This is a genomic window from Pseudoxanthomonas sp. 68-E7 (genome assembly GCF_057773145.1).
Genome location: NZ_JBYMTI010000009.1, coordinates 16,182 through 35,366, shown reverse-complemented (window position 1 = coordinate 35,366; position 19,185 = coordinate 16,182). Strand labels below are relative to the sequence as shown.

Annotated in this window: 18 protein-coding genes and 1 tRNA gene; 5 read left to right on the top strand and 14 right to left on the bottom strand. The window is 66.9% G+C overall.

The genetic code is table 11. From position 1 onward, the window contains the following. Nucleotides 1-4: 4 nt before the first annotated feature. Nucleotides 5-4,033 (bottom strand): ATP-dependent RNA helicase HrpA, encoded by a 4,029-nt coding sequence (gene hrpA / locus AC3DE2_RS19000; protein ID WP_488427414.1) that lies wholly within the window; start codon nucleotides 4,031-4,033, stop codon nucleotides 5-7. Between the two features lie 85 nt (nucleotides 4,034-4,118). Here hrpA and AC3DE2_RS18995 point away from each other — a divergent pair, with 85 nt between their 5' ends. From AC3DE2_RS18995 to AC3DE2_RS18985, 3 genes are all read left to right on the top strand, one after another. Continuing rightward, a complete protein-coding gene (locus AC3DE2_RS18995; RefSeq protein WP_488427413.1) occupies nucleotides 4,119-4,655 on the top strand; it encodes a Dps family protein in 537 nt (178 codons plus the stop codon). A 182-nt stretch (nucleotides 4,656-4,837) separates the two neighbouring features. Continuing rightward, a complete protein-coding gene (gene recQ / locus AC3DE2_RS18990; protein WP_488427412.1) occupies nucleotides 4,838-6,631 on the top strand; it encodes a DNA helicase RecQ in 1,794 nt (597 codons plus the stop codon). Between the two features lie 304 nt (nucleotides 6,632-6,935). After that, nucleotides 6,936-7,409 carry a hypothetical protein gene (locus tag AC3DE2_RS18985; RefSeq protein ID WP_295383219.1) on the top strand — a complete coding sequence of 158 codons (474 nt, stop codon included), beginning with the start codon at nucleotides 6,936-6,938 and terminating at the stop codon, nucleotides 7,407-7,409. 63 nt (nucleotides 7,410-7,472) lie between these two features. On the opposite strand, the gene AC3DE2_RS18980 is transcribed toward AC3DE2_RS18985, so the two are convergent. Next, the gene (locus AC3DE2_RS18980; RefSeq protein WP_295383221.1) at nucleotides 7,473-8,096 is read right to left on the bottom strand and encodes a glutathione S-transferase family protein; all 624 of its coding nucleotides are present in this window, start codon (nucleotides 8,094-8,096) and stop codon (nucleotides 7,473-7,475) included. 170 nt (nucleotides 8,097-8,266) lie between these two features. Here AC3DE2_RS18980 and AC3DE2_RS18975 point away from each other — a divergent pair, with 170 nt between their 5' ends. Both AC3DE2_RS18975 and AC3DE2_RS18970 read left to right on the top strand, forming a co-directional pair. Continuing rightward, complete coding sequence (locus tag AC3DE2_RS18975) at nucleotides 8,267-8,965, top strand: class I SAM-dependent methyltransferase (RefSeq protein WP_488427411.1); 699 nt, start codon at nucleotides 8,267-8,269, stop codon at nucleotides 8,963-8,965. Nucleotides 8,966-9,148: 183 nt separating this feature from the next. After that, nucleotides 9,149-10,225 (top strand): hypothetical protein, encoded by a 1,077-nt coding sequence (locus AC3DE2_RS18970; protein ID WP_488427410.1) that lies wholly within the window; start codon nucleotides 9,149-9,151, stop codon nucleotides 10,223-10,225. 152 nt (nucleotides 10,226-10,377) lie between these two features. Here the strand turns inward: AC3DE2_RS18970 and AC3DE2_RS18965 are convergent, their stop codons facing one another. From AC3DE2_RS18965 to ruvB, 12 genes are all read right to left on the bottom strand, one after another. Continuing rightward, a complete protein-coding gene (locus AC3DE2_RS18965) occupies nucleotides 10,378-10,704 on the bottom strand; it encodes a hypothetical protein (RefSeq protein WP_295383225.1) in 327 nt (108 codons plus the stop codon). 157 nt (nucleotides 10,705-10,861) lie between these two features. Continuing rightward, nucleotides 10,862-10,937, bottom strand: a tRNA-Lys gene (locus AC3DE2_RS18960). A 67-nt stretch (nucleotides 10,938-11,004) separates the two neighbouring features. Then, nucleotides 11,005-11,670 carry a 7-cyano-7-deazaguanine synthase QueC gene (queC, locus tag AC3DE2_RS18955; protein ID WP_440470308.1) on the bottom strand — a complete coding sequence of 222 codons (666 nt, stop codon included), beginning with the start codon at nucleotides 11,668-11,670 and terminating at the stop codon, nucleotides 11,005-11,007. Between the two features lie 126 nt (nucleotides 11,671-11,796). Next, nucleotides 11,797-12,471, bottom strand: a complete 675-nt coding sequence (gene queE, locus AC3DE2_RS18950; protein WP_488427409.1) for a 7-carboxy-7-deazaguanine synthase QueE — start codon at nucleotides 12,469-12,471, stop codon at nucleotides 11,797-11,799. 114 nt (nucleotides 12,472-12,585) lie between these two features. Further along, nucleotides 12,586-13,392, bottom strand: a complete 807-nt coding sequence (ybgF, locus tag AC3DE2_RS18945; RefSeq protein ID WP_295383264.1) for a tol-pal system protein YbgF — start codon at nucleotides 13,390-13,392, stop codon at nucleotides 12,586-12,588. A gap of 12 nt (nucleotides 13,393-13,404) precedes the next feature. Further along, nucleotides 13,405-13,920: a peptidoglycan-associated lipoprotein Pal gene (pal, locus tag AC3DE2_RS18940; RefSeq protein WP_295383230.1), complete on the bottom strand. Its 516-nt coding sequence runs from the start codon at nucleotides 13,918-13,920 to the stop codon at nucleotides 13,405-13,407. Nucleotides 13,921-13,972: 52 nt separating this feature from the next. Continuing rightward, nucleotides 13,973-15,292 carry a Tol-Pal system beta propeller repeat protein TolB gene (gene tolB / locus AC3DE2_RS18935; protein ID WP_295383232.1) on the bottom strand — a complete coding sequence of 440 codons (1,320 nt, stop codon included), beginning with the start codon at nucleotides 15,290-15,292 and terminating at the stop codon, nucleotides 13,973-13,975. Nucleotides 15,293-15,393: 101 nt separating this feature from the next. Further along, nucleotides 15,394-16,404, bottom strand: coding sequence for a cell envelope integrity protein TolA (gene tolA / locus AC3DE2_RS18930; protein ID WP_295383266.1), 1,011 nt, complete (start codon nucleotides 16,402-16,404; stop codon nucleotides 15,394-15,396). Further along, entirely contained in the window at nucleotides 16,394-16,834 is a 441-nt protein-coding gene (tolR, locus tag AC3DE2_RS18925; RefSeq protein WP_295383233.1) for a protein TolR, read from the bottom strand. Before tolR ends, tolA begins: the two co-directional genes overlap by 11 nt. A 12-nt stretch (nucleotides 16,835-16,846) precedes the next feature. Then, nucleotides 16,847-17,614 carry a protein TolQ gene (gene tolQ / locus AC3DE2_RS18920; protein WP_295383235.1) on the bottom strand — a complete coding sequence of 256 codons (768 nt, stop codon included), beginning with the start codon at nucleotides 17,612-17,614 and terminating at the stop codon, nucleotides 16,847-16,849. 27 nt (nucleotides 17,615-17,641) lie between these two features. Further along, nucleotides 17,642-18,088, bottom strand: coding sequence for a tol-pal system-associated acyl-CoA thioesterase (ybgC, locus tag AC3DE2_RS18915; protein WP_488427408.1), 447 nt, complete (start codon nucleotides 18,086-18,088; stop codon nucleotides 17,642-17,644). 38 nt (nucleotides 18,089-18,126) lie between these two features. Continuing rightward, the gene (gene ruvB / locus AC3DE2_RS18910) at nucleotides 18,127-19,167 is read right to left on the bottom strand and encodes a Holliday junction branch migration DNA helicase RuvB (protein ID WP_295383237.1); all 1,041 of its coding nucleotides are present in this window, start codon (nucleotides 19,165-19,167) and stop codon (nucleotides 18,127-18,129) included. Nucleotides 19,168-19,185 lie beyond the last annotated feature (18 nt).

The following is a 19,185-nucleotide window of genomic DNA, read 5'->3' as shown; positions in this document are numbered from 1 at the left end:
GCTGCTAACCACGCAAGGCCTGGAGGCGCTGGGCCAGCTTCTTCGGTGAAATTCCGCCGCGTGCCCCCAGTTCCTGCGCGAACACCGAAACGCGCAGTTCCTCCAGTTCCCAGCGCAACGCCTGCCAGCCGGGTTGTCGCGCCACGCCCAGCCGCGCCGCGTCTTCCAGCGCATCGGCGAATGGTTTGATCTCGAGCATGCGCGCCTGATCGCGGGTTGGATCCCGCAGGGCGCGCTCGGCGCGCAGGCGCATGGCCTTGAGATAGCGCGGCAGGTCGGCCAGTGCGGATGCGGGGGTATCGCGCAGGAAACCCGGATGCACCAGGCCCTCCAGCTGTGCACGCAGATCGTCGAGGTTGCCGCGCGCCCAGCCCATCAACGACGACTCCAGGTGCGGCTTGAGCTCGGCCACGGCCGAAAGGATGGACTCGGCCAGCTTCAGCCGTTCCATCGCTTCACCAAACAGGTTGCGGCCGGCTTCCTCGCGCCGCTGCTCGAATGTGGCGCGGTCACGGATGCCTTCCAGCCCGTCGGCCAGCACCGCATTGAGCGCCGCGCCGACAATGTCCGCCCGCAGCCGTTCCTTTTCACCCGCCTTGTCGCCTTCGCCAAAACGCTCGATGGCGGCGTAGAGCAGCCCCACTTTCGGCGACACGGGAAGTTGCTTGCGTGCCTGGCGGACACGATCGACCAGGGCGATCTCGAGCAGGCGCCGCACGCCGCCCGGATGGGCCGTCTCGGCCTCGGCACGGTCGGCGAACACCTGCAGGGCGACGCTGTCGCCGTCGTCGCGCAGCGCCGGGAACGCGGGAACGCCCGCTTCCCCCGGTACCTGCAGGGGAATCGGCTGGGCCGGGAACTCGCGCAGCCCGCTTGCCGCCATCGCCCGCCCGGCCCGCGCCGCGAACGCCTGGCCGGCGCGCTCGCCGAAGCGCGCGCGCAACTCATCCAGATCCCGCGATTCGGCCAACACGCGCCCCTCGCCCCCCTTGCGCGGATCCTCTCGCAGGCGCAGGTTCATGCGCAGGTGCGGCTCCAGCGCGGATTCGTCGAAATCCAGCGCGGTCACCGCCGCGCCGGTCGCACGCGACAGGAACCGCGCCAGCTCGCCGCGGATGTCGTCGGCGGTGGGTTGCGGATGGGCTTCGAAGAACGCACGCCCGAAGTCCGGCGCCGGCACGTAATTGCGCCGCATCGCCTTGGGCAGGCTGCGGATCAGTCCCGACGCCTTGTCGCCGATGAAGCCCGGCGCGAGCCACGACAGCCGCGCCGGGTCCAGGGCGTTGAGCAGGTGCAACGGCACCTCCAGGGTCACGCCGTCGTCGGCGGCGCCCGGTTCGAAACGGTAATGCAGCGGCAGCCGTGCGTCGCCCAGGGCGAAATACCTCGGGAAACGATCCTCCTCGCTGCCTTCGCCCGGCAACAGATCCGCCAGCGTCCAGGCCAGGCGGCGGCGCGCCTCCGGCGACTGCCCCTTCCACCATGCGTCCAGGCCAGCGGCGGAGTGGATGTCCGGCGGAATCCGGTCCAGATACCAGCGCGCCTGCCAGTCCTCGTCGGCGACGATGCCGGCCCGGCGCAGCTTGGCTTCTTCTTCGCGCGCCTGTTCCAGGGTCTTCAGGTTGTCGGCAATGAAGCCGGCGCGGGTGTTGATCTCGCCGGTCACCAGCGCCTGGCGCACGAAGATGTCGTGCGCCTCCACCGGCGCGATGCGGCCGTAGTGAACCGGTTTCTTCGGCGCCAGCACCAGTCCGAACAGGCTAATCTGCTCCGATGCCAGCACATGGCCCTGCGCGCGCGACCAGTGCGGATCGAAGTGCTTGCGCATCAGCAGGTGCGGGACTTCGGCGATGACCCAGTCCGGCTCAATCGCCGCGTTAGTCAGGCCCCACACGCGTTGGGTGTCGAGCAGGGTGGCGCTGAGCACCCATGGCGGCGGTTTCTTCGCCAGCGCCGAGCCCGGGAAGATCTGGAAGCGGCGCTGGCGCGGCGCCTGGAAGTCGCCCTTTTCGCCGCGATGCCCGACCTGGGTCGGCAGCCCGGCGATCAGCGCGCGATGCAGGGCGACGTAGGCGGCCTGGCGCTGCTTGTCGGTGACGCTTTCCGCATCCGTGGTGACCGTGATCGCGCTCGCTCCGGTGCCCCTTCGCGCGCGCTGCGGTGCCTTGCGCGGAACGGTGTCGGCATTGGGCGCGGGCGAGGGTTCCAGCGTCCACCCCAGCTCCTCGCACAGCAACAGCAGCTGGCGGTGCAGCTCGCGCCATTCGCGCATGCGCAGGAAGCCGAGGAAATGGCGCTCGCACCAGTCGCGCAGCTTGGACTGGGTGAGATCCTCGTGGGCCTGCCGATAGGCATCCCAGAGTTTGACGATGCCGAGGAACTCCGAACGGGTGTCGGCGAACACGGCATGCGCGTTGTCGGCGGCTTCGCGCGCTTCCGGCGGCCGCTCGCGCGGATCCTGGATGCCGAGGAACGCCGCGATGATGATCATCTCGCGCAGGCAGCGGTGCTGCTGGGCCGCCACCAGCATGCGTGCCAGCTTCACGTCCACCGGCAGGCGCGCCATCTGCCGGCCGATGGTGGTGAGCTTGCGATCCTTGTCCACCGCGCCCAGTTCGGTCAGCTGCTGCCAGCCATCGGCGATGGCGCGCTCGTCCGGTGGTTCCAGGAACGGGAAATCCTCGATCCGTCCCAGCCCCAGCTGCAGCATCCGCAGGATCACCCCGGCCAGGCTGGAACGCCGGATTTCCGGATCGGTGAATTCCGCGCGGGCCTGGAAGTCGGCCTCGCCATACAGGCGATAGCAGATGCCTTCGGCGATGCGCCCGCAGCGGCCCTTGCGCTGGTTGGCGCTGGCCTGCGAGATCGGCTCGATGTGCAGGCGATCCAGCTTCTGGCGGGGGCTGTAGCGCTTGACCCGCGCGTAGCCCGGATCGACCACGTAGCGGATGCGCGGCACGGTCAGCGAGGTTTCGGCCACGTTGGTCGCCAGCACCAGCCGGCGCTTCGGGCCGGGACTGAACACCCGGTCCTGATCCCGCGCGGACAGGCGCGCATACAACGGCAGCACCTCGGTCTCGCGGTACTTGCGGCGCTCCAGCGCCTGGTGCGCATCGCGGATCTCGCGCTCGCCCGGCAGGAACATCAGCACGTCGCCACGCGGGTCCTGGCGGGTGATCTCGTCCACCGCCGCCACGATGGCGTCGTTGACGGTGCGCTCGCCCTGCTGCTCGCCCTCGCCTTCGAGCGGACGGTAGCGCACCTCCACCGGGTAGGTCCGCCCCTCCACGCTGATCACCGGCGCGTCCTCGAAATGGCGGGCGAAACGCTCGGTGTCGATGGTGGCCGAAGTGACGATGACCTTCAGGTCGCGGCGCTTGCGCAACAACTGCTTGAGATAGCCGAGCAGGAAGTCGATGTTGAGGCTGCGCTCGTGGGCCTCGTCGACGATGATGGTGTCGTAGGCCGACAGCCAGCGATCACTGGCGATCTCGGCCAGCAGGATGCCGTCGGTCATGAACTTGACCCGGGTGTTGTCGCCGACCTGGTCGGTGAAGCGGACCTGGTAGCCGACCGCGTCGCCGATGCCGGTCTTCAGTTCCTCGGCCACCCGCCGGGCCACCGCGCGCGCGGCGATCCGGCGCGGCTGGGTGCAGCCGATCATGCCGGCCACGCCGCGCCCGGCCGCCAGGCACAGCTTGGGCAACTGGGTGGTCTTGCCCGAGCCGGTTTCGCCGGCGATGACCACCACCGGATGGCGGCGGATCAATTCGACGATGCGCTCCCCTTCACGGGCGATCGGCAGGGCTTCGTCCAGACTCACCTCCGGCACCGAGGCCGCGCGCGCCTCGCGCCGCGACACCGAGCCGGCCAGCGCCTGGGCAAAGGCCTCGCGCGCGGCAACGTCACGCGGGCGGGACTGCCAGCGCGACCACAATCCATGCAGTCGTCCACGATCCCGGCTGAGCGCGCCATCGATGGCGCGGCGGGCGGCCTGGAGTTCGTGCTCGGGAGAAGGTTCGATAGCGTTCATCAATCCAATCGGGTGAAACGTTTTATTACCCAAACGGGTTTAGGGTAGTTATTGTGGGCCATTGACCCCCATAAGGAGAGTGCAGATGTCCAAGACCAAGGCAAAGACCAAGCAGGCCGTCGCTTCCGCGCCCGCGGCCACCTCCCCGAACATCGACATCGGGATCACCACCGGCGACCGCAAGAAGATCGCCGAAGGGTTGTCGCGATTCCTCGCCGACAGCTACACGCTGTACCTGAAGACCCACAACTTCCACTGGAACGTGACCGGGCCGATGTTCAACTCGCTGCACACCATGTTCGAAACCCAGTACACCGAGCAGTGGACGGCGCTGGACGAGATCGCCGAGCGGATTCGCGCGCTGGGCTACAACGCACCGGGTTCCTATGGCGAGTTCGTGCGCCTGTCCTCCATCCAGGAGGAATCGGGCGCCGATGGCGTGCCCGGCTGGCAGGGCATGGTGAAGCAGCTGGTATCGGGCAACGAAGCGGTGTGCCGGACGGCCCGCAAGGTCCTGAAGACCGCCGACGATGCCGGTGACGATCCGTCCGTGGACCTGCTCACCCAGCGCCTGCAGACCCACGAGAAGTATGCCTGGATGCTGCGCTCGCTGCTGGAATGAGCCGGCAACCGGCGGTTTGATCGACCCAAGCGCCCGGCTCCGTCCGGGCGTTTTTTCGTGGCAAGGGGGCTCCTGCCCGACGGGTGTGCGGAAAAGACCGACACGCTGTCCCCGTCTCCACGGACACCCGTCCGGGCCCTTGTCCGAACGCCCGGTCCCGCCGGCCTGCTACCCTATCGCCCATGTCAGAACGTCCCACGGACCTGCTGCAGCGGGTCTTCGGCTACTCCCGCTTCCGCGGCCACCAGCAGGCCATCGTCGAACAGCTCGTCTCCGGCCAGGACGCCCTGGTCCTGATGCCGACCGGCGGCGGCAAGTCGCTGTGCTACCAGATTCCCTCCCTGCTGCGCGAAGGCGTGGGCATCGTGGTGTCGCCGCTGATCGCCCTGATGCAGGACCAGGTGGAGGCGCTGCGCCAGCTCGGCGTCCGTGCCGCCTTCCTCAACTCGACCCTGGACGCCGCCACCGCGGCGGATGTGGAGCGGGCGCTGTTGAAGGGTGAACTGGACCTGCTCTACGTCGCGCCGGAACGACTGCTCACCCCGCGTTTCCTGTCCCTGCTGGAGCGCAGCCGGATTGCGCTGTTCGCCATCGACGAGGCGCACTGCGTCTCGGCCTGGGGCCACGATTTCCGCCGCGAGTACCTGGAACTGACGATCCTGCACGAGCGCTGGCCGGACGTGCCGCGCATCGCCCTGACCGCGACCGCGGATCCGCCGACCCAGCGCGAGATCGCCGAGCGCCTGGGACTGACCGAGGCCAGCCGTTTCGTCAGTTCCTTCGACCGCCCCAACATCCGCTACACGGTCACCCAGAAGGACAATGCCAAGCGGCAGTTGCGCGACTTCCTCCAGACCCACAAGGGCGAGGCCGGCATCGTCTATTGCCTATCGCGCAAGCGGGTGGAGCAGTTCGCCGACTACCTGCTGGAACAGGGCTTCAACGCGCTGCCCTACCACGCCGGCCTGGACGCCGAGGTGCGCGCGCACCACCAGCGTCGTTTTCTGCGCGAGGAAGGCATCGTGATGGTGGCGACGATTGCCTTCGGGATGGGCATCGACAAACCCGACGTCCGCTTCGTCGCCCATGTGGATCTACCCAAGTCGCTGGAAGGCTACTACCAGGAAACCGGCCGCGCCGGTCGTGACGGCGAGGCCGCCGACGCATGGCTGTCCTACGGCCTGGGCGATGTCGTGCTGCTGAAGCAGATGATCGAACAGTCCGAGGCCGGCGAGGAACGCAAGCGGTTGGAACGGCGGAAGCTGGACCAGCTGCTGGGCTACTGCGAATCCATGCAGTGCCGCCGGCAGGTGTTGCTCGCCAGCTTCGGCGAGACCTATCCCCAGGAATGCGGCAACTGCGACAACTGCCTGCACCCGGCCGCCACCTGGGATGCCACCGAGGCCGCGCAGAAGGCCTTGAGCTGCGTGTACCGCAGCGGCCAGCGCTTCGGCGTGAACCATATCATCGACGTCCTGCGCGGCAGCGAGAGCGAGAAGATCCGCCAGTGCGGGCACGACCGCCTCACCACCTACGGCATCGGCCGGGACCTGGACGCCGGCGGCTGGCGCAGCGTGTTCCGGCAGCTGGTGTCTTCGGGCCTGCTGGAAGTCGACGCGGAGGGCTATGGCAGCCTGCGCCTGACCGAGGCCAGCCGGGCCGTGCTGCGGGGCGAGCGCCGGCTGCTGCTGCGCAAGGAGGCCCCGCCCCGTGAACGCGAGCGCTCGCCGCGCACCGGCGTGGTGGTGTCGCCCTCCGACCAGCCCCTGTTTGGCGCCTTGCGCGATCTGCGCGCCCAGTTGGCCAAACAGCAGAACGTCCCGGCCTACGTGATCTTCCACGACAGCACCCTGCGCAACATCGCCGAACACCGCCCGGGCACCCTGGACGAACTGGCCCAGGTCGGCGGCATCGGCGGCACCAAGCTGGCCCGTTATGGCGAACAGGTGCTGGAAGCGATCCGCGCGGCAGGTTGAAGCGGAAAGCCCTGACAAAATGCGGCCGCAGGAACCCCTGCGACCGCGATGAGAGAGCACAGCGATGTTGTAGTTGTTATGCGGGGAACCGGCCGGCGAACAACGAGGGGATCCACCGGCGCGGTCCAGCGGCAGCATCATCCCCCGTCCAGACGGGAGCCGGCGACGCCATCAAGTCATCATGACCTTTGTCCTAACCGGAAAGTTCTCGGCGCAAGCCAGCCTGGGTTCAAGCTGCGGCTGCTAGCGTCTGGCGACTGGCGCACGGATCGCGCGAGAATCCCGCATCCCGACCGAGGCCCACATGAAGGCAATCGCACCGCTGCTGCTGAGTCTGCTGGCCTCCGGCGGCGCCTTCGCCCAGTCGGCGGAATCCTTGGACCTGACCCTGCCCCGCCCGGCCCTCTACGGATCCGATCCTCCCGGAACCTATTACGGCGACACCAGTGGACGCCCGGCCCGCGCGCTGCGTCCGGCCCCGGTGGCCCGCAACGCCTGCGGTACGCCGGTCGACGAGGACGACGGCAAGGTCGATGTCTCCGGCAGCGTCGCCACCGGCATCGGCTACACCAAGGGATATGGCAGCAGCCACTGGAACGCCGCCAACATCAACCTGTGCAAGTCGTACAACAACGACGAAGGCGAATCGCGCGCGTTCAACCTCAACATCGGCGTGAGCCGGTATGACGGTCCCGGTTTCCACGGCTACCGCCGCCTGCCTGGCGATGTCGGCCCGCCGCCTCCCCGCGGTTTCGGCGGTTCGCCAATGCGTCCCTGACGCAGGACGAAGCAGAAGAGGCGCCTGATGGCGCCTCTTTCGTCTCCGGGCACCGGAAACCGCTCAGGGCACCCCGTTGGCGCCGTGGCGCCGGAAACCCGGGCGTTCCTCGAGCCGGTGCAGATAGGCCGCCACGGCGGGAAGCTGCGGATGCGCCATGGGTGTCATCCGCCAGCGGTTCACCGACAGGCCGAGCACGATGTCGGCCAAGCTGAAAGCCGCACCGGTCGCGTAGGCGCCCGTTTTCGCGAGTTGATCGTCGAGGAGGCGCATCCGCTGGTTCCATTCCCGCTCGCTGGCTTCGATCTGCGCCGTATCAGTGTGGTCGGCACTCTGCCTTACCCGTGCCATGAACACGTAGCGCCAGGCGTTGTTGAGTTCCGTGGCCTGCCAGTCCATCCATTGCTCGACCCGTGCGCGTGCGGCCGGCTCCGCCGGCAACAGATCGGTGCGCCCCTGGCGTGCCGCCAGATAGCGGCAGATGGTATTCGACTCCCACAACACCAGATCGCCGTCCCGGATCACCGGTACCAGCGCATTGGGATTCAATGCCAGGAATGCGGGTTCCCGGGTCGAACGGTGGCCACTCCCCCACTCCTCCAGCGTGTACGGCAGTGCGAGTTCATCGCATAGCCAGAGCACCTTGCGGACGTTGATGGAGGTGGATTTTCCGAGGATCTTCAGCATGCGGTGGTTCTTGGACCAGGACGGCCCATCAATGGGCACGTTACCTTAGCGCCCCGCGGCGCGGGCCGCACCCCGCTTCACACGCCTTCCCGCAGGAGAAAATCTGATTAGAATCACTCTGCCCATGACCGCGTGGGCCAGGGGAACCATCCGGCGCGCCACAGGACACAATGCCCGAACATTCACAGACGCCCTACAGCGAAAACTGGTTCGACCACAACATCCCGCACTGGCAGCAATGGCTGGGCGGGTTCCGGGATCGGGCCGGCGTTCGCGCGCTGGAGATTGGCAGCTTCGAGGGCCGCTCCACATTATGGCTTTGCCAGAACATCCTCACCGGTACCGATGCGCATATCGACTGCGTGGATCTGTTCGCGCCGGATCCCGTCTATGGCGACTATCACGCCCGGTTCCGCCAGAACACCGCGGCCTACGCCACCCGGATTACCGAACATCCCGGTTACAGTTTCGATTCGTTGCGCCGCATCCGTGGCGAGTTCGATCTGATCTACATCGACGGCTGGCACTCGGCCTTCGGCGCGCTCGCCGACGGCGTGATGACCTGGCCGTTGCTCAAGGTGGGCGGCGTGATGATCTTCGATGACTACCTGTGGGTACCGCCGAAGCAGGGAGCCCCGCGGCGCCCGAACATGCTGGCCCGGAACTGGGCCAAATTGCGCGGACGCGACTGGCGCCGCGAAGCGCTCGAACGCCAGATCGCGGTCGCGCCCACGGAAAGCCCCAAGCTCGGCGTCGACGGACTGCTGGCCACGCTGGCGGGACATTACGAACTGCTGGGTGTCACCAACCAGTTGGCGATCCGCAAGACCCATGGCTTTACCCAGGGCCAGGTGGGTTACGACACCTGACAGCCATGGCGATGCCATCACCCAAATGAAAAGGCCCGGCGACAAGCCGGGCTTTTTCGTTCGGTGCACCCGCCTCCTGCGGACGCTGCGGTTGTCATCCTGCCTTCCTGAATCCGTTTGACATCCGTTTCACGGACCCGCTCGCACGCTCGATTTCCATCCAACGATGCTGCTGAGTCCGCCATGGAAATGCACTTCATCGAACGGCCGTTCCCCTCGTTGTTCCTGCGCGCCGCACTCGCGGTGCTCGCCGCCACGACCTCTTTCGCCGGCCAGGCCGCGCACCTGGAGTACGTGACCAAGGTCGGCGGCACCATCACCGACGTCACGCCGCAGCGCATCCTGTTTTTCGTGATCGAAGACGGACGGCCGCTGTTGAAGGTCTACAACCGCGCGACCGGAAGCCTGCGCGTGGTCCCGGATCCGACCGGCCATACGCCGGGCTACGAGAAGCTGACCGCGCGTGGCGCGGTGTACGGCATCACGGAAGACGATGAAACCTCGGTGTACGAATGGAACGGCGGCGCGGCACCCATCTGGAACGATGGAACCCCACGCGGCATGCGTGTCAGTCCGAACAACAAGCGTTATGTCATCTGGCCGACCTGGCGCCCGGGACGCTACCTGAACCTGCGCGACGTGATGCTCTACAAGGACACCCTGGTAGGCAACGGTCGTGTCACCGATCTGGCCGACGTCGGCGATGGTGGCGAAGTCGTGTACACCGAGGGACCCGCGCCCTACAACGTGTTCCGCTACCGCGCCGGGCAATCCGTGCAGTTGACCCACGATTTGACCTATTCGAATTTCAATCCGCTGACCGACGGCATCAACATCGTCTACCGCAAGCAGGTTGCGGATACGGCTTCGCGGATCGTCATGTACAACGACAACCTCGGCGAAGTCACCTTGCGCGATGCCAGTGGTGATTTCTTCACCCCGCGGGTCGACTACTTCCCGAGCAATGGCTGGGTTGGCTTTACCCGCTTGAATACCGTCGAAGGCCAGACCGTCCGGCAGGTATGGCTGCGTTCGCCCCAGGGCCAGCTGACCGCCGTCTCCCCTACGGGCGAGGATGCATCGATCAACGCGATGTGGGGCGGGCAGGTGATGTTCGTCAGCAAGGGCTATCTCTACCTGGGCCGGCCCGGCGCCGCGCCCGAGCTGGTCTCACCTTTCGCCGAAGGTACAGGCAGCGCCTGGCTGCAAGGCAGCTGGTACGTTTATTTCGGCGGTGGCCTGTATCGGGTGGTGTTGTAGCGCCGCCACTCGAGGATGGGCAGATAGTTCGGTGCAGCGATGCCCGGAATGGCCCGCTCCCGCTTCGACCGGCAGGGGGCCGATGGCTGCCCGCGTTCCATCCGTGAGGCGGCATCGGGTCATCGCCTGTCCCGCGCCGGACTCCACCGACCTCACCGAACCGTTTTTTCCTGCCAGGGCTCGCCCTTCTCGTCGCGATGCCACTGGCGCCATCCGTGGCAATAAGCCGATTGGATGTAAGGGCCACGGAGAATCCTGGCGTCCTCCCGGGAAGCCAGGTCCTCGCCCATCAGATAGATCGCATGTGACCACGGCTGGACCTGCTCATGGGTGAGCATGGCCAGCCGTGCGTCCACGAGATCAGCGGCTTCCTCGACAGTACCCGCACGCACGAGAAAACAGGTGTCGGGGCCATTGGGCCCACCCGTCACCGGGTCCGCGCAATCATTCCCCCAGCGGATGACTTCGAAAATTTGCATACCACCTGGCGTGGAAGTTCATTCTGCAAGGACGATAACCCAGTTCGTCCCGGGCTTCCCGGGGAAGACAGGGGTGCCGGAACGCCGGACATGGTGAGCGAGCCGGCACGACGCATATCGGCAACGCTTCTGGCAGGGAATCCCTGGCAGCTTCAAATGGTGGGCCGTGAAGGATTCGAACCTTCGACCAAAAGATTAAAAGTCTTCTGCTCTACCGACTGAGCTAACGGCCCATGCACCCGGCATTGCGCCGGGGTGCGAATTCTAACCCAGCTTGGGGGCAGCTGAAAAATCCGGGGTTCAAGCGTAACGGGTCGGGTCCGCCACGCCGGCGTCGGCGAAGCCCTGTGCACGCAGGCGGCAGGCGTCGCAATGGCCGCAGGCACGGCCCTGTTCGTCGGCTTGGTAGCAGGACACGGTCTCGGCGAAATCCACGCCCAGGCGGATGCCTTCGCGAACGATGGCGTCCTTCCCCATCGACATCAGCGGGGCATGGATCCGCAGGCCCGCGCCTTCCACCCCGGCCTTGGTGGCCAGGTTGGCGAGCTTCTCGAACGCGTCGATGAATTCCGGCCGGCAATCCGGATAACCGGAGTAGTCGACGGCATTGACCCCGCAGAAGATGTCGGCCGCGCCCAGTACCTCGGCCCACCCCAGCGCCACCGACAGCATGATGGTGTTGCGGGCCGGCACGTAGGTGACCGGAATGCCACCACCGCCGGCTTCGGGTACGTCGATGTCATCGGTCAGGGCGGAGCCACCGATGCTGCGCAGGTCCACGTGCACGGTCTTGTGGGCGACCGCGCCCAGCGATCGGGCGACACGGTCGGCCGCTTCCAGTTCCGAGGTATGGCGCTGGCCGTAGCGCACGCTCAATGCATGCACCGCGTATCCCTGTTCACGGGCAATGGCGACGACGACGGCGGAATCCATGCCACCGGAGAGAAGGACGACGGCTTTTTTCATGGGGAATCGGGAATCGGGAATCGGGAATCGGGAATCGGGAAACAGCTTCCGGCTTTCGCGCCCTTCGCGAAAGGACCGCGAGGCATTCATGCGTGGACGTGACCGCGGCGAGGCATCCGCCTGCCGCTACCGCCCCGGCTCGTCATTCCAGAGCAGTTTGTGCAGTTGCATCTGGAAACGCACCGGCAACCGGTCCTCGACGATCCAGTCGGCCAACTGGCGCGGTTCGAGTTCGGATTTGGATGGCGAGAACAGCACGTCGCAACGCCCGGCCAGGCCGTGCTCGGCCACCATTCCGCGCGCCCACTCGTAGTCCGCGCGGCCGCACAGGACGAACTTCACCTGATCCCGCGGGGTCAGCAGCGGCAGGTTCTCCAGCCGGTTGCGCGCCATCTCGCGGGATCCCGGTGTTTTCAGATCGACCACGCGCGACACGCGCGGATCCACCTCGGCGATGTCCAGCGCGCCGGAGGTCTCCAGCGAAACGTCGTAGCCGGCATCGCACAGGCGGCGCAGCAGGATCAGGCAGCGCTTCTGCGACAGCGGCTCACCGCCGGTCACGCAGACATGGCGGACGCCGTGGCGGGCGACCTCGGCCAGGATGGCGTCGATGTCCCACCACTCGCCGCCATAGAACGCGTATTCGGTGTCGCAGTACTGGCAGCGCAGCGGACAGCCGGTCAGGCGCACGAACACCGTGGGCCAGCCGGCCGCATTGGCTTCGCCCTGCAGGGACAGGAAGATCTCCGTCAACTTCAGGCGTTCCTGGGCGACGGGCTCGGACGTGGGGACAGCGTTCATGGCGGCACATTATCGCCTGCCGACGTGATGGCCGTCGGGCGATTCCGGGAGGGGTTCAGCGAAAGGGCGGGCTTGGCGGCGGGCACCGCCCGCCGGGGCCGTGCCCCGGATGGTTCAGCGCAGCCGGCCGAGTTGGATGGCTTTCAGGCGGTCATCGGCCGTGCGGGCCACATCGCTGCCCGGATAGCGGTTGACCACGTCGGCCAGGGTCCGTTCGGCCGCGTCGACCTTGCCCAGGCCGTATTCGCACAGGCCCAGCTTGAGCAGCGAGCCGGGCGCCTTGTCGTGGGTCGGATAGCGGTCCATCAGCGCGCGGAACTGCTCCGCGGCCAGGGCGTAGTTCTGGGTGACGTAGTAGCTTTCTCCCAGCCAGTACAGCGCATTCGGCGCATACACACCGCTGGGGTAGGCCTGCAGGAAGGCGGTGAACAACTGCGCCGAACCGACGTAGTCGCCGGACTTCAGCTTGTCGAATGCCTGATTGTAGGCGGTGCGCTCGTCCCCCGCCTGCGCCAGGGAGCCCGGGTCGCCATGCACGGACGGCGCCGGTTCGACGACTTTCGTCGCCGCCGACGGCGGCGTTGCCGGAAGCGCCGGGGTGCCAGCCGGTGCGGTGACCGGTGGGATGCCGCCGCCTTCCATGCGGTTCAGCCGGCCGTCCAGATCCAGGTACTGATCACGGTTGCGCTGCTGCTGTTCCTGCAGATCGTGCTGGAGCTTTTCCAGCTGCGCGCGCAGTTCGCGGATTTCGCCTTCCTGCTGGCTCAGCCGGTTCAGCAGGTCCATGTTGGCCTGCGAATTGTTGGCTTTGGCCTCCAGGGCGCTGACGCGGTCCGCCAGGCTCTGGCGCTGCGCCCAGGCTGGAGCGGCGGCCACCAGGGCCGCCGCCGTGACCAGCAGGAAACGCTTGCCGATCGACATCGCGCTCATCGCTTACTTCGCGGTGTAGACGATCTCGACGCGACGGTTCTGCGCCCAGCAAGACTCGTTGGACTCGGTGCAGATCGGACGCTCTTCACCGTAGCTCACCACGCTCAGCTGGCTGCCGGAACCGCCATTGGCCTGCAGCGCGGACGACACGGCGTTACCGCGGCGCTCGCCCAGGCCCTGGTTGTAGGCGCGGCTGCCGCGCTCGTCGGCATGGCCTTCCAGGGTGATGCGCGAGGACGGGCGGTCACGCAAGTACTTGGCGTGGCAACCCATGATCGCCTGGAATTCGGGCTTCAGCGAATCCTGGTCCAGGTCGAAGTAGACCACGCGCTGGCGCAGGCAGGCGTCGGTGTCCAGGTCGTTCGGGCCATAGACGCCGGACGTGGTGGGTTCGGGCTGGGTGGTCGGCGCGGTGGTGGTGGTATCGGTCGGCGGGGTCTCCTTGACCGCCTTCTTGCAACCGGCCAGCACGGCCACGGACATCAGGGACAGCATCAAAACACGGGCAGTCTTGTTCATCGTCATTCCTTCGGCTTCTCGCAGGGATGGGGGTAAAACCGTAGACGTCATCTTAACGCTTTGCACGGTACGGAGACCATGCCGGCTCGCGTACGTCGCCATCGGCCAGCACCAGCCGCTGGCGGACCCGGCCGTCGGCGGAGACCGCATACAGTACGCCTCTTCCCCCTTCGCGGGCGGCATAGAGGACCATGCTGGCATTGGGTGCAAAGCTCGGGGACTCGTCCAGCGAGCCCGGCGACAGGGTCGACCAGCGCGGCGAACCCAGGCTGCGATCCATCAGCGCGATGCGGTAGGTGTTGCCGCTGCCCTGCGCGACCGCAATTTTCTTGCCGTCGTAGGAGATCTTGGGCGAGGCGTTGTAGCTGCCTTCAAACGTAACCCGGCTCGCGGATCCGCCGCTGGCCGGCACCTGGTAGATCTGCGGGCGACCGCCGCGGTCGGAGGTGAAGTAGAGGGTGGCGCCGTCCGGGCTCCAGACCGGCTCGGTGTCGATGCTGGACTGGTTGGTCAACTGGCGCAGTTGCCGACTGGCGATGTCCATCACGTAGATTTCCGGGTTGCCGCTGCGCGACAGGGTCAGCGCCAGGCGACCGCCGTCGGGCGAGAACGAGGGCGAACCATTGATGCCGCGAAAGCCTGAGACCTTCTGGCGCGCGCCGGTGGTGATGTCCTGGATGAAGATGGCCGAGTTGCCGCCTTCATAGCTCACATATGCCAGGCGGCGGCCGTCCGGACTCCAGGACGGCGACAGCAGCGGCTCGGAGGACCGCACCACGGTCTGCGGATTGAAACCGTCCGAGTCGGCGATCATCAGCGCGTACCTGGCGCCCTTGCCAGCGCCGCTGGCGGTGACGTAGGCGATCCGGGTCCAGAACGCGCCCGGAATGCCCAGGATCTTCTCGTAGATGGCATCGGCCATCTGGTGGGCGACGTCGCGCATGGCGTTGGCGCGCGCCGTCATCGCCAGCCCGAGCAGGCGCTCCTGCTTGGCGACGTCGAACAGTTCGTATTCCACCCGGTAGCCACCGTCGCCGGCGTCCACCACGCGTCCCACGACGAGGTAGTTCTGCTTGAGCGCGCGCCAGGTCGGGTACTGGATTTCACCGCCCCGGGTCGGGCGCTCGACGATGCTGGCCTCCGGCAAGGTCCGGAATGAGCCGGAGCGCTCCAGGTCCGCACGCACTACGCCCGCGACGTCGGTCTGCGGTGCGCCGGCGGAACCCTGGTAGGGCATCGGCACGACGGTGATGGGCAAGGCCGAGGCGTTGCCGCCGATGATGTCGATGTCCAGGCCGCGCTCCTGGGCGGCGGCGGCGAACGACAGCAGCAGGAGGGTCAGGGCGGAAAGCCAGCGTGGCAACATTTTCATGGCAGGTCGGGGATTCTCGGTCTGTCTGAACGGAAGGGATACCAGCTTGCGCGTGAACGTTTTCGCAATCATGAACGAAGCCGTTCAGGTTCGCGATTCTGTCAGCGTTCCTGCGCTTCGAATGTGAAAAACAAGGTCCGCGAGAACACGCTTTCAAAACCCCGGTAGGGCAATGGTTGCGCCAGCAGGACCGCGGCTTCGATCGACCGCCGTCCCGCCTCGTCGTAAGGGCAACTGGAATCGACCTTGGCGTCGATGACTTCGCCGCCCGGCAACTGGCGGATGGTGATACGGCAACGCTGGCCCAGCGGCACGGTATCGGGTCGGTTCCACTTGTCACTCACGGCGCGCTGGATCGCCGCCGCGTACTGGGCGGTCAAGTCGTTGCTGGTGCCGCCCTGCCCCGGTTGGCCGCTGGCCCGGCTGGTGGCCGGGGTGGCCGCACTTGCGGTCGCGGCGGCGCGCTGGGACTGCACGTTCTGCAACTGGCGCAGCTTCTGTTCGGCCATCTGCGCCTCACGCGCGGCCTGTTCCCGGCGACGGCGGAGATCGGCCAGCTTCTTGTCGCGCTCGGCCTCTTCCTGCTGCTTGGCCAGTCGCTGCTTGCGCTCCGCTTCCTGCTGGCGCTCGCGCTCGGTCAGGTCGATTTGCTCCTGGCGACGCTTTTCTTCCTGCTCCTCCAGCGCCTTCTGCTGGGAAATGGCCAACCGGCTGGCGGCATCCTGATCCTCGGTATCCGGCACCGGGATGCGCTCCTGGGCCTGTTGCTGCGGCGCCACCGGCGAGTCCTGCGGACGCGGCTCGGGCAACGGTTGCGGTGGCGGCACCGTCTCTTCCTCGGCGGTTTCCTCGATCGGCGTCGGCATCGGCTCCGGCTTGGGCGCATTCTCCATCGCGCGCTGGGCGGCACGGATGTCGGCGCTGGAGATTTCCAGCGAGGCTTCGATTACCGGCGAACCGGCGGCCGCCTCGAAGTTGTGCGAGGGCGACCAGAGGTAGGCCGCCAGGAACAGCAGCGCGATCAGTACATGCACGCCGATCGCCAGTGCGATCGGAACGGCGAGATCGTCCTGGTCGGGCCGATGCCGGGGCGGGAGCGCGTCAGCGTGCATTGCCACCCGGCTGGCTCATCAGGCCGACCTTCTTCACCCCGGCCTGCTGCAGCATCACCATCGTGTCCATGACGCGCTGGTAATCCGAGGCGCCCGGCGCGGCGACGAACACCGGCGCCTCCGGGTTCTGGCTGACGAAGGCCTTCAGCTTGGCGGCCAGGGTCGGGCCATCCAGGCGCTCCGGCTTGCCGCTTTCCAGGGTCAGCGTGTAGGCGCCATCGGCGCCGACACTGACGATGATCGGATCCTTCTTGCTCTCGACCGAACGGGCGTTCGATTTCGGCAGATCCACGTCCACGCTGAGGGTCAACAATGGAGCGGTCACCATGAAGATGATGAGCAGCACCAGCATCACGTCGATGTAAGGCACGACGTTGATTTCGGATTTGAGCTTGCGGCGCTTGCGCACGCGGGAAATGGCGGCGGTCATGGCGGACTCCGCTTATTCGTCGCCCGAGGACTGGCGCTGCAGGATCGAGCTGAACTCCTCGGCGAAGGTTTCATACCGCACCGAGATGCGCTCGACCCGGGTGGTGAAGCGGTTGTAGGCCCACACCGCCGGAATTGCCACGAACAGGCCGATGGCGGTGGCGAACAGGGCTTCGGAGATACCTGGTGCGACCGAGGCGATGCCGGCCTGTTCACCGCTGTTGAGCATGTCGTGCATGGTGACCATGATGCCGAACACGGTGCCGACCAGGCCGACATAGGGCGCGGTCGAGCCGATGTTGGCCAGCAGTTCCAGATTCCTTTCCAGCTGATCGACTTCGCGCGCATAGGTCGCGCGCATCGCGCGCTGGGCACCCTCCAGCTGGGCGCGCGGGTCCAGCTTGCGCTTGTCGCGCAGGCGGGCGAATTCGCGGAAGCCGGCCTCGAAAATGGCCTCCAGGCCACTCACCACCCGGTTGCGATCGGCAGCACTGGCGTACAGCTTGCTCAGCTCGGCGCCGGACCAGAAGCGGCTCTCGAAGTCGTCCGCGTCGCGATTGGCGGCCTTGAACACGCGCGCCTTGCGGAAAATGATGATCCAGCTGATCAGCGAGCCGACCAGCAGCAGCACCACGATCAGCTTGACCGGCAGACTGGCCTTGAGCATCAGCTCCAGGTAGTTGATGCCGCTGTGGGCGGTGGCGGCGGTCGCCTGTACGGCGGCGGCGGCGGTGTCCTCGGGCAGGGCTTCGACCACGGCGGCCAGGAGCGGTGCGATCATCCGGTATTCCTCGATGTTTCGGATTGGTCAGTTCGGTGTTTCGAACAGCTTGAATTCTTCGTACAACGCATCGGGCAGCGGTTTGGGTCTGAATCCCGCAGCGCCCAGCGCCGCCACCTTCACCTCCGCCGTCAGCAGGACCTCCTCGCCGCGCAGGATGCGCTGGGCGAAGACGACGCTGGCCCGCTTGCACTGGCGCAACGCCAGTTCCACCCGCAGCAGGTCGTCCAGGCGCGCCGGTTTCAGGAAATCCAGCGTCATCGCGTGGACCGCGAAGACCAGATCATGGTCCCCGCGCAGCCGTTCCTGACTGTGGCCGCGCGCGCGCAGCCATTCCGTCCGCGCGCGTTCCAGGAACGCCACGTACTGCGCGTGGTAGACCACGCCGCCAGCGTCGGTATCTTCCCAATAGACGCGTGTCGGCCAACTGAATAGCCGGGAAACGGCGTCATTGGTCTGCGATTGGGCGCTCAAGGGCGGCTCCGGAAAGAACGGGGGATCGGGCCATCGGGTCAGAACAGCGCTTCGCTGCCGGCGCCGCCCTGTTCCTGCTCCCGGCGCGGCTTGAGCCCGAGATGGCGGTAGGCCTTGGAGGTGGCCATGCGGCCACGCGCGGTGCGGATCAGGTAGCCCTGCTGGATCAGGTACGGCTCGATGACATCCTCCAGGGTGCCGCGTTCCTCGGACAGCGCGGCGGCCAGCGACTCCACGCCCACCGGCCCGCCATCGAAACTGTCGATGATGGTCCGCAGCATGCGCCGATCCAGCTCGTCGAAGCCCTCCGGGTCGACCTTCAGCATCTGCATGGCGGCGTCGGCGACCATGCGATCGATATGGCCGGTGGCACGCACCTGGGCATAGTCGCGGACCCGCCGCAGCAGCCGGTTGGCGATGCGCGGGGTGCCGCGCGAGCGTCGCGCGATCTCCGCCGCGCCCTCCGGCTCGCAGGGAATGTCCAGGATGCGGGCGGAGCGGCGCACGATGCTGGTCAGCTCCTCGGTGCTGTAGAACTCCAGCCGCTGGACGATGCCGAAGCGATCCCGCAGCGGCGCGGTCAGCAGGCCGGCGCGGGTGGTCGCGCCCACCAGGGTGAACGGCGGCAGATCCAGCTTGATCGAGCGCGCCGCGGGGCCCTCGCCGATCATGATGTCGATCTGGAAATCCTCCATGGCCGGGTACAGCACTTCCTCGACCACCGGCGACAGGCGATGGATTTCGTCCACGAACAACACGTCGTGCGGCTGCAGGTTGGTCAGCAGCGCGGCCAGGTCGCCGGCCTTCTCGATGACCGGCCCCGAGGTCACCCGCATGTTGACGCCCAGTTCGTTGGCGATGACGTGGCTCAGGGTGGTCTTGCCCAGACCGGGCGGCCCGAAGATGAGGACGTGATCCAGCGCCTCGCCGCGCCCCTTGGCCGCCTGGATGTAGATATCCAGTTGTTCCCGCACCGGCTTCTGGCCGAGATATTCGTCCAGTCGCTTGGGCCGGATGCTGGCCTCGATGGCTTCGTCTTCCCGGGTCGCGCCGGAGGCGATGATGCGGTCTTCGGTCATGCCGCCATTATGGGGCAA

Coding starts and splice junctions, on each gene's coding strand:
- hrpA (WP_488427414.1), bottom strand. CDS start 4,033: ATGAACGCTATCGAACCTTCTCCCGAGCACGAACTCCAGGCCGCCCGC.
- AC3DE2_RS18995 (WP_488427413.1), top strand. CDS start 4,119: ATGTCCAAGACCAAGGCAAAGACCAAGCAGGCCGTCGCTTCCGCGCCC.
- recQ (WP_488427412.1), top strand. CDS start 4,838: ATGTCAGAACGTCCCACGGACCTGCTGCAGCGGGTCTTCGGCTACTCC.
- AC3DE2_RS18985 (WP_295383219.1), top strand. CDS start 6,936: ATGAAGGCAATCGCACCGCTGCTGCTGAGTCTGCTGGCCTCCGGCGGC.
- AC3DE2_RS18980 (WP_295383221.1), bottom strand. CDS start 8,096: ATGCTGAAGATCCTCGGAAAATCCACCTCCATCAACGTCCGCAAGGTG.
- AC3DE2_RS18975 (WP_488427411.1), top strand. CDS start 8,267: ATGCCCGAACATTCACAGACGCCCTACAGCGAAAACTGGTTCGACCAC.
- AC3DE2_RS18970 (WP_488427410.1), top strand. CDS start 9,149: ATGGAAATGCACTTCATCGAACGGCCGTTCCCCTCGTTGTTCCTGCGC.
- AC3DE2_RS18965 (WP_295383225.1), bottom strand. CDS start 10,704: ATGCAAATTTTCGAAGTCATCCGCTGGGGGAATGATTGCGCGGACCCG.
- queC (WP_440470308.1), bottom strand. CDS start 11,670: ATGAAAAAAGCCGTCGTCCTTCTCTCCGGTGGCATGGATTCCGCCGTC.
- queE (WP_488427409.1), bottom strand. CDS start 12,471: ATGAACGCTGTCCCCACGTCCGAGCCCGTCGCCCAGGAACGCCTGAAG.
- ybgF (WP_295383264.1), bottom strand. CDS start 13,392: ATGTCGATCGGCAAGCGTTTCCTGCTGGTCACGGCGGCGGCCCTGGTG.
- pal (WP_295383230.1), bottom strand. CDS start 13,920: ATGAACAAGACTGCCCGTGTTTTGATGCTGTCCCTGATGTCCGTGGCC.
- tolB (WP_295383232.1), bottom strand. CDS start 15,292: ATGAAAATGTTGCCACGCTGGCTTTCCGCCCTGACCCTCCTGCTGCTG.
- tolA (WP_295383266.1), bottom strand. CDS start 16,404: ATGCACGCTGACGCGCTCCCGCCCCGGCATCGGCCCGACCAGGACGAT.
- tolR (WP_295383233.1), bottom strand. CDS start 16,834: ATGACCGCCGCCATTTCCCGCGTGCGCAAGCGCCGCAAGCTCAAATCC.
- tolQ (WP_295383235.1), bottom strand. CDS start 17,614: ATGATCGCACCGCTCCTGGCCGCCGTGGTCGAAGCCCTGCCCGAGGAC.
- ruvB (WP_295383237.1), bottom strand. CDS start 19,167: ATGACCGAAGACCGCATCATCGCCTCCGGCGCGACCCGGGAAGACGAA.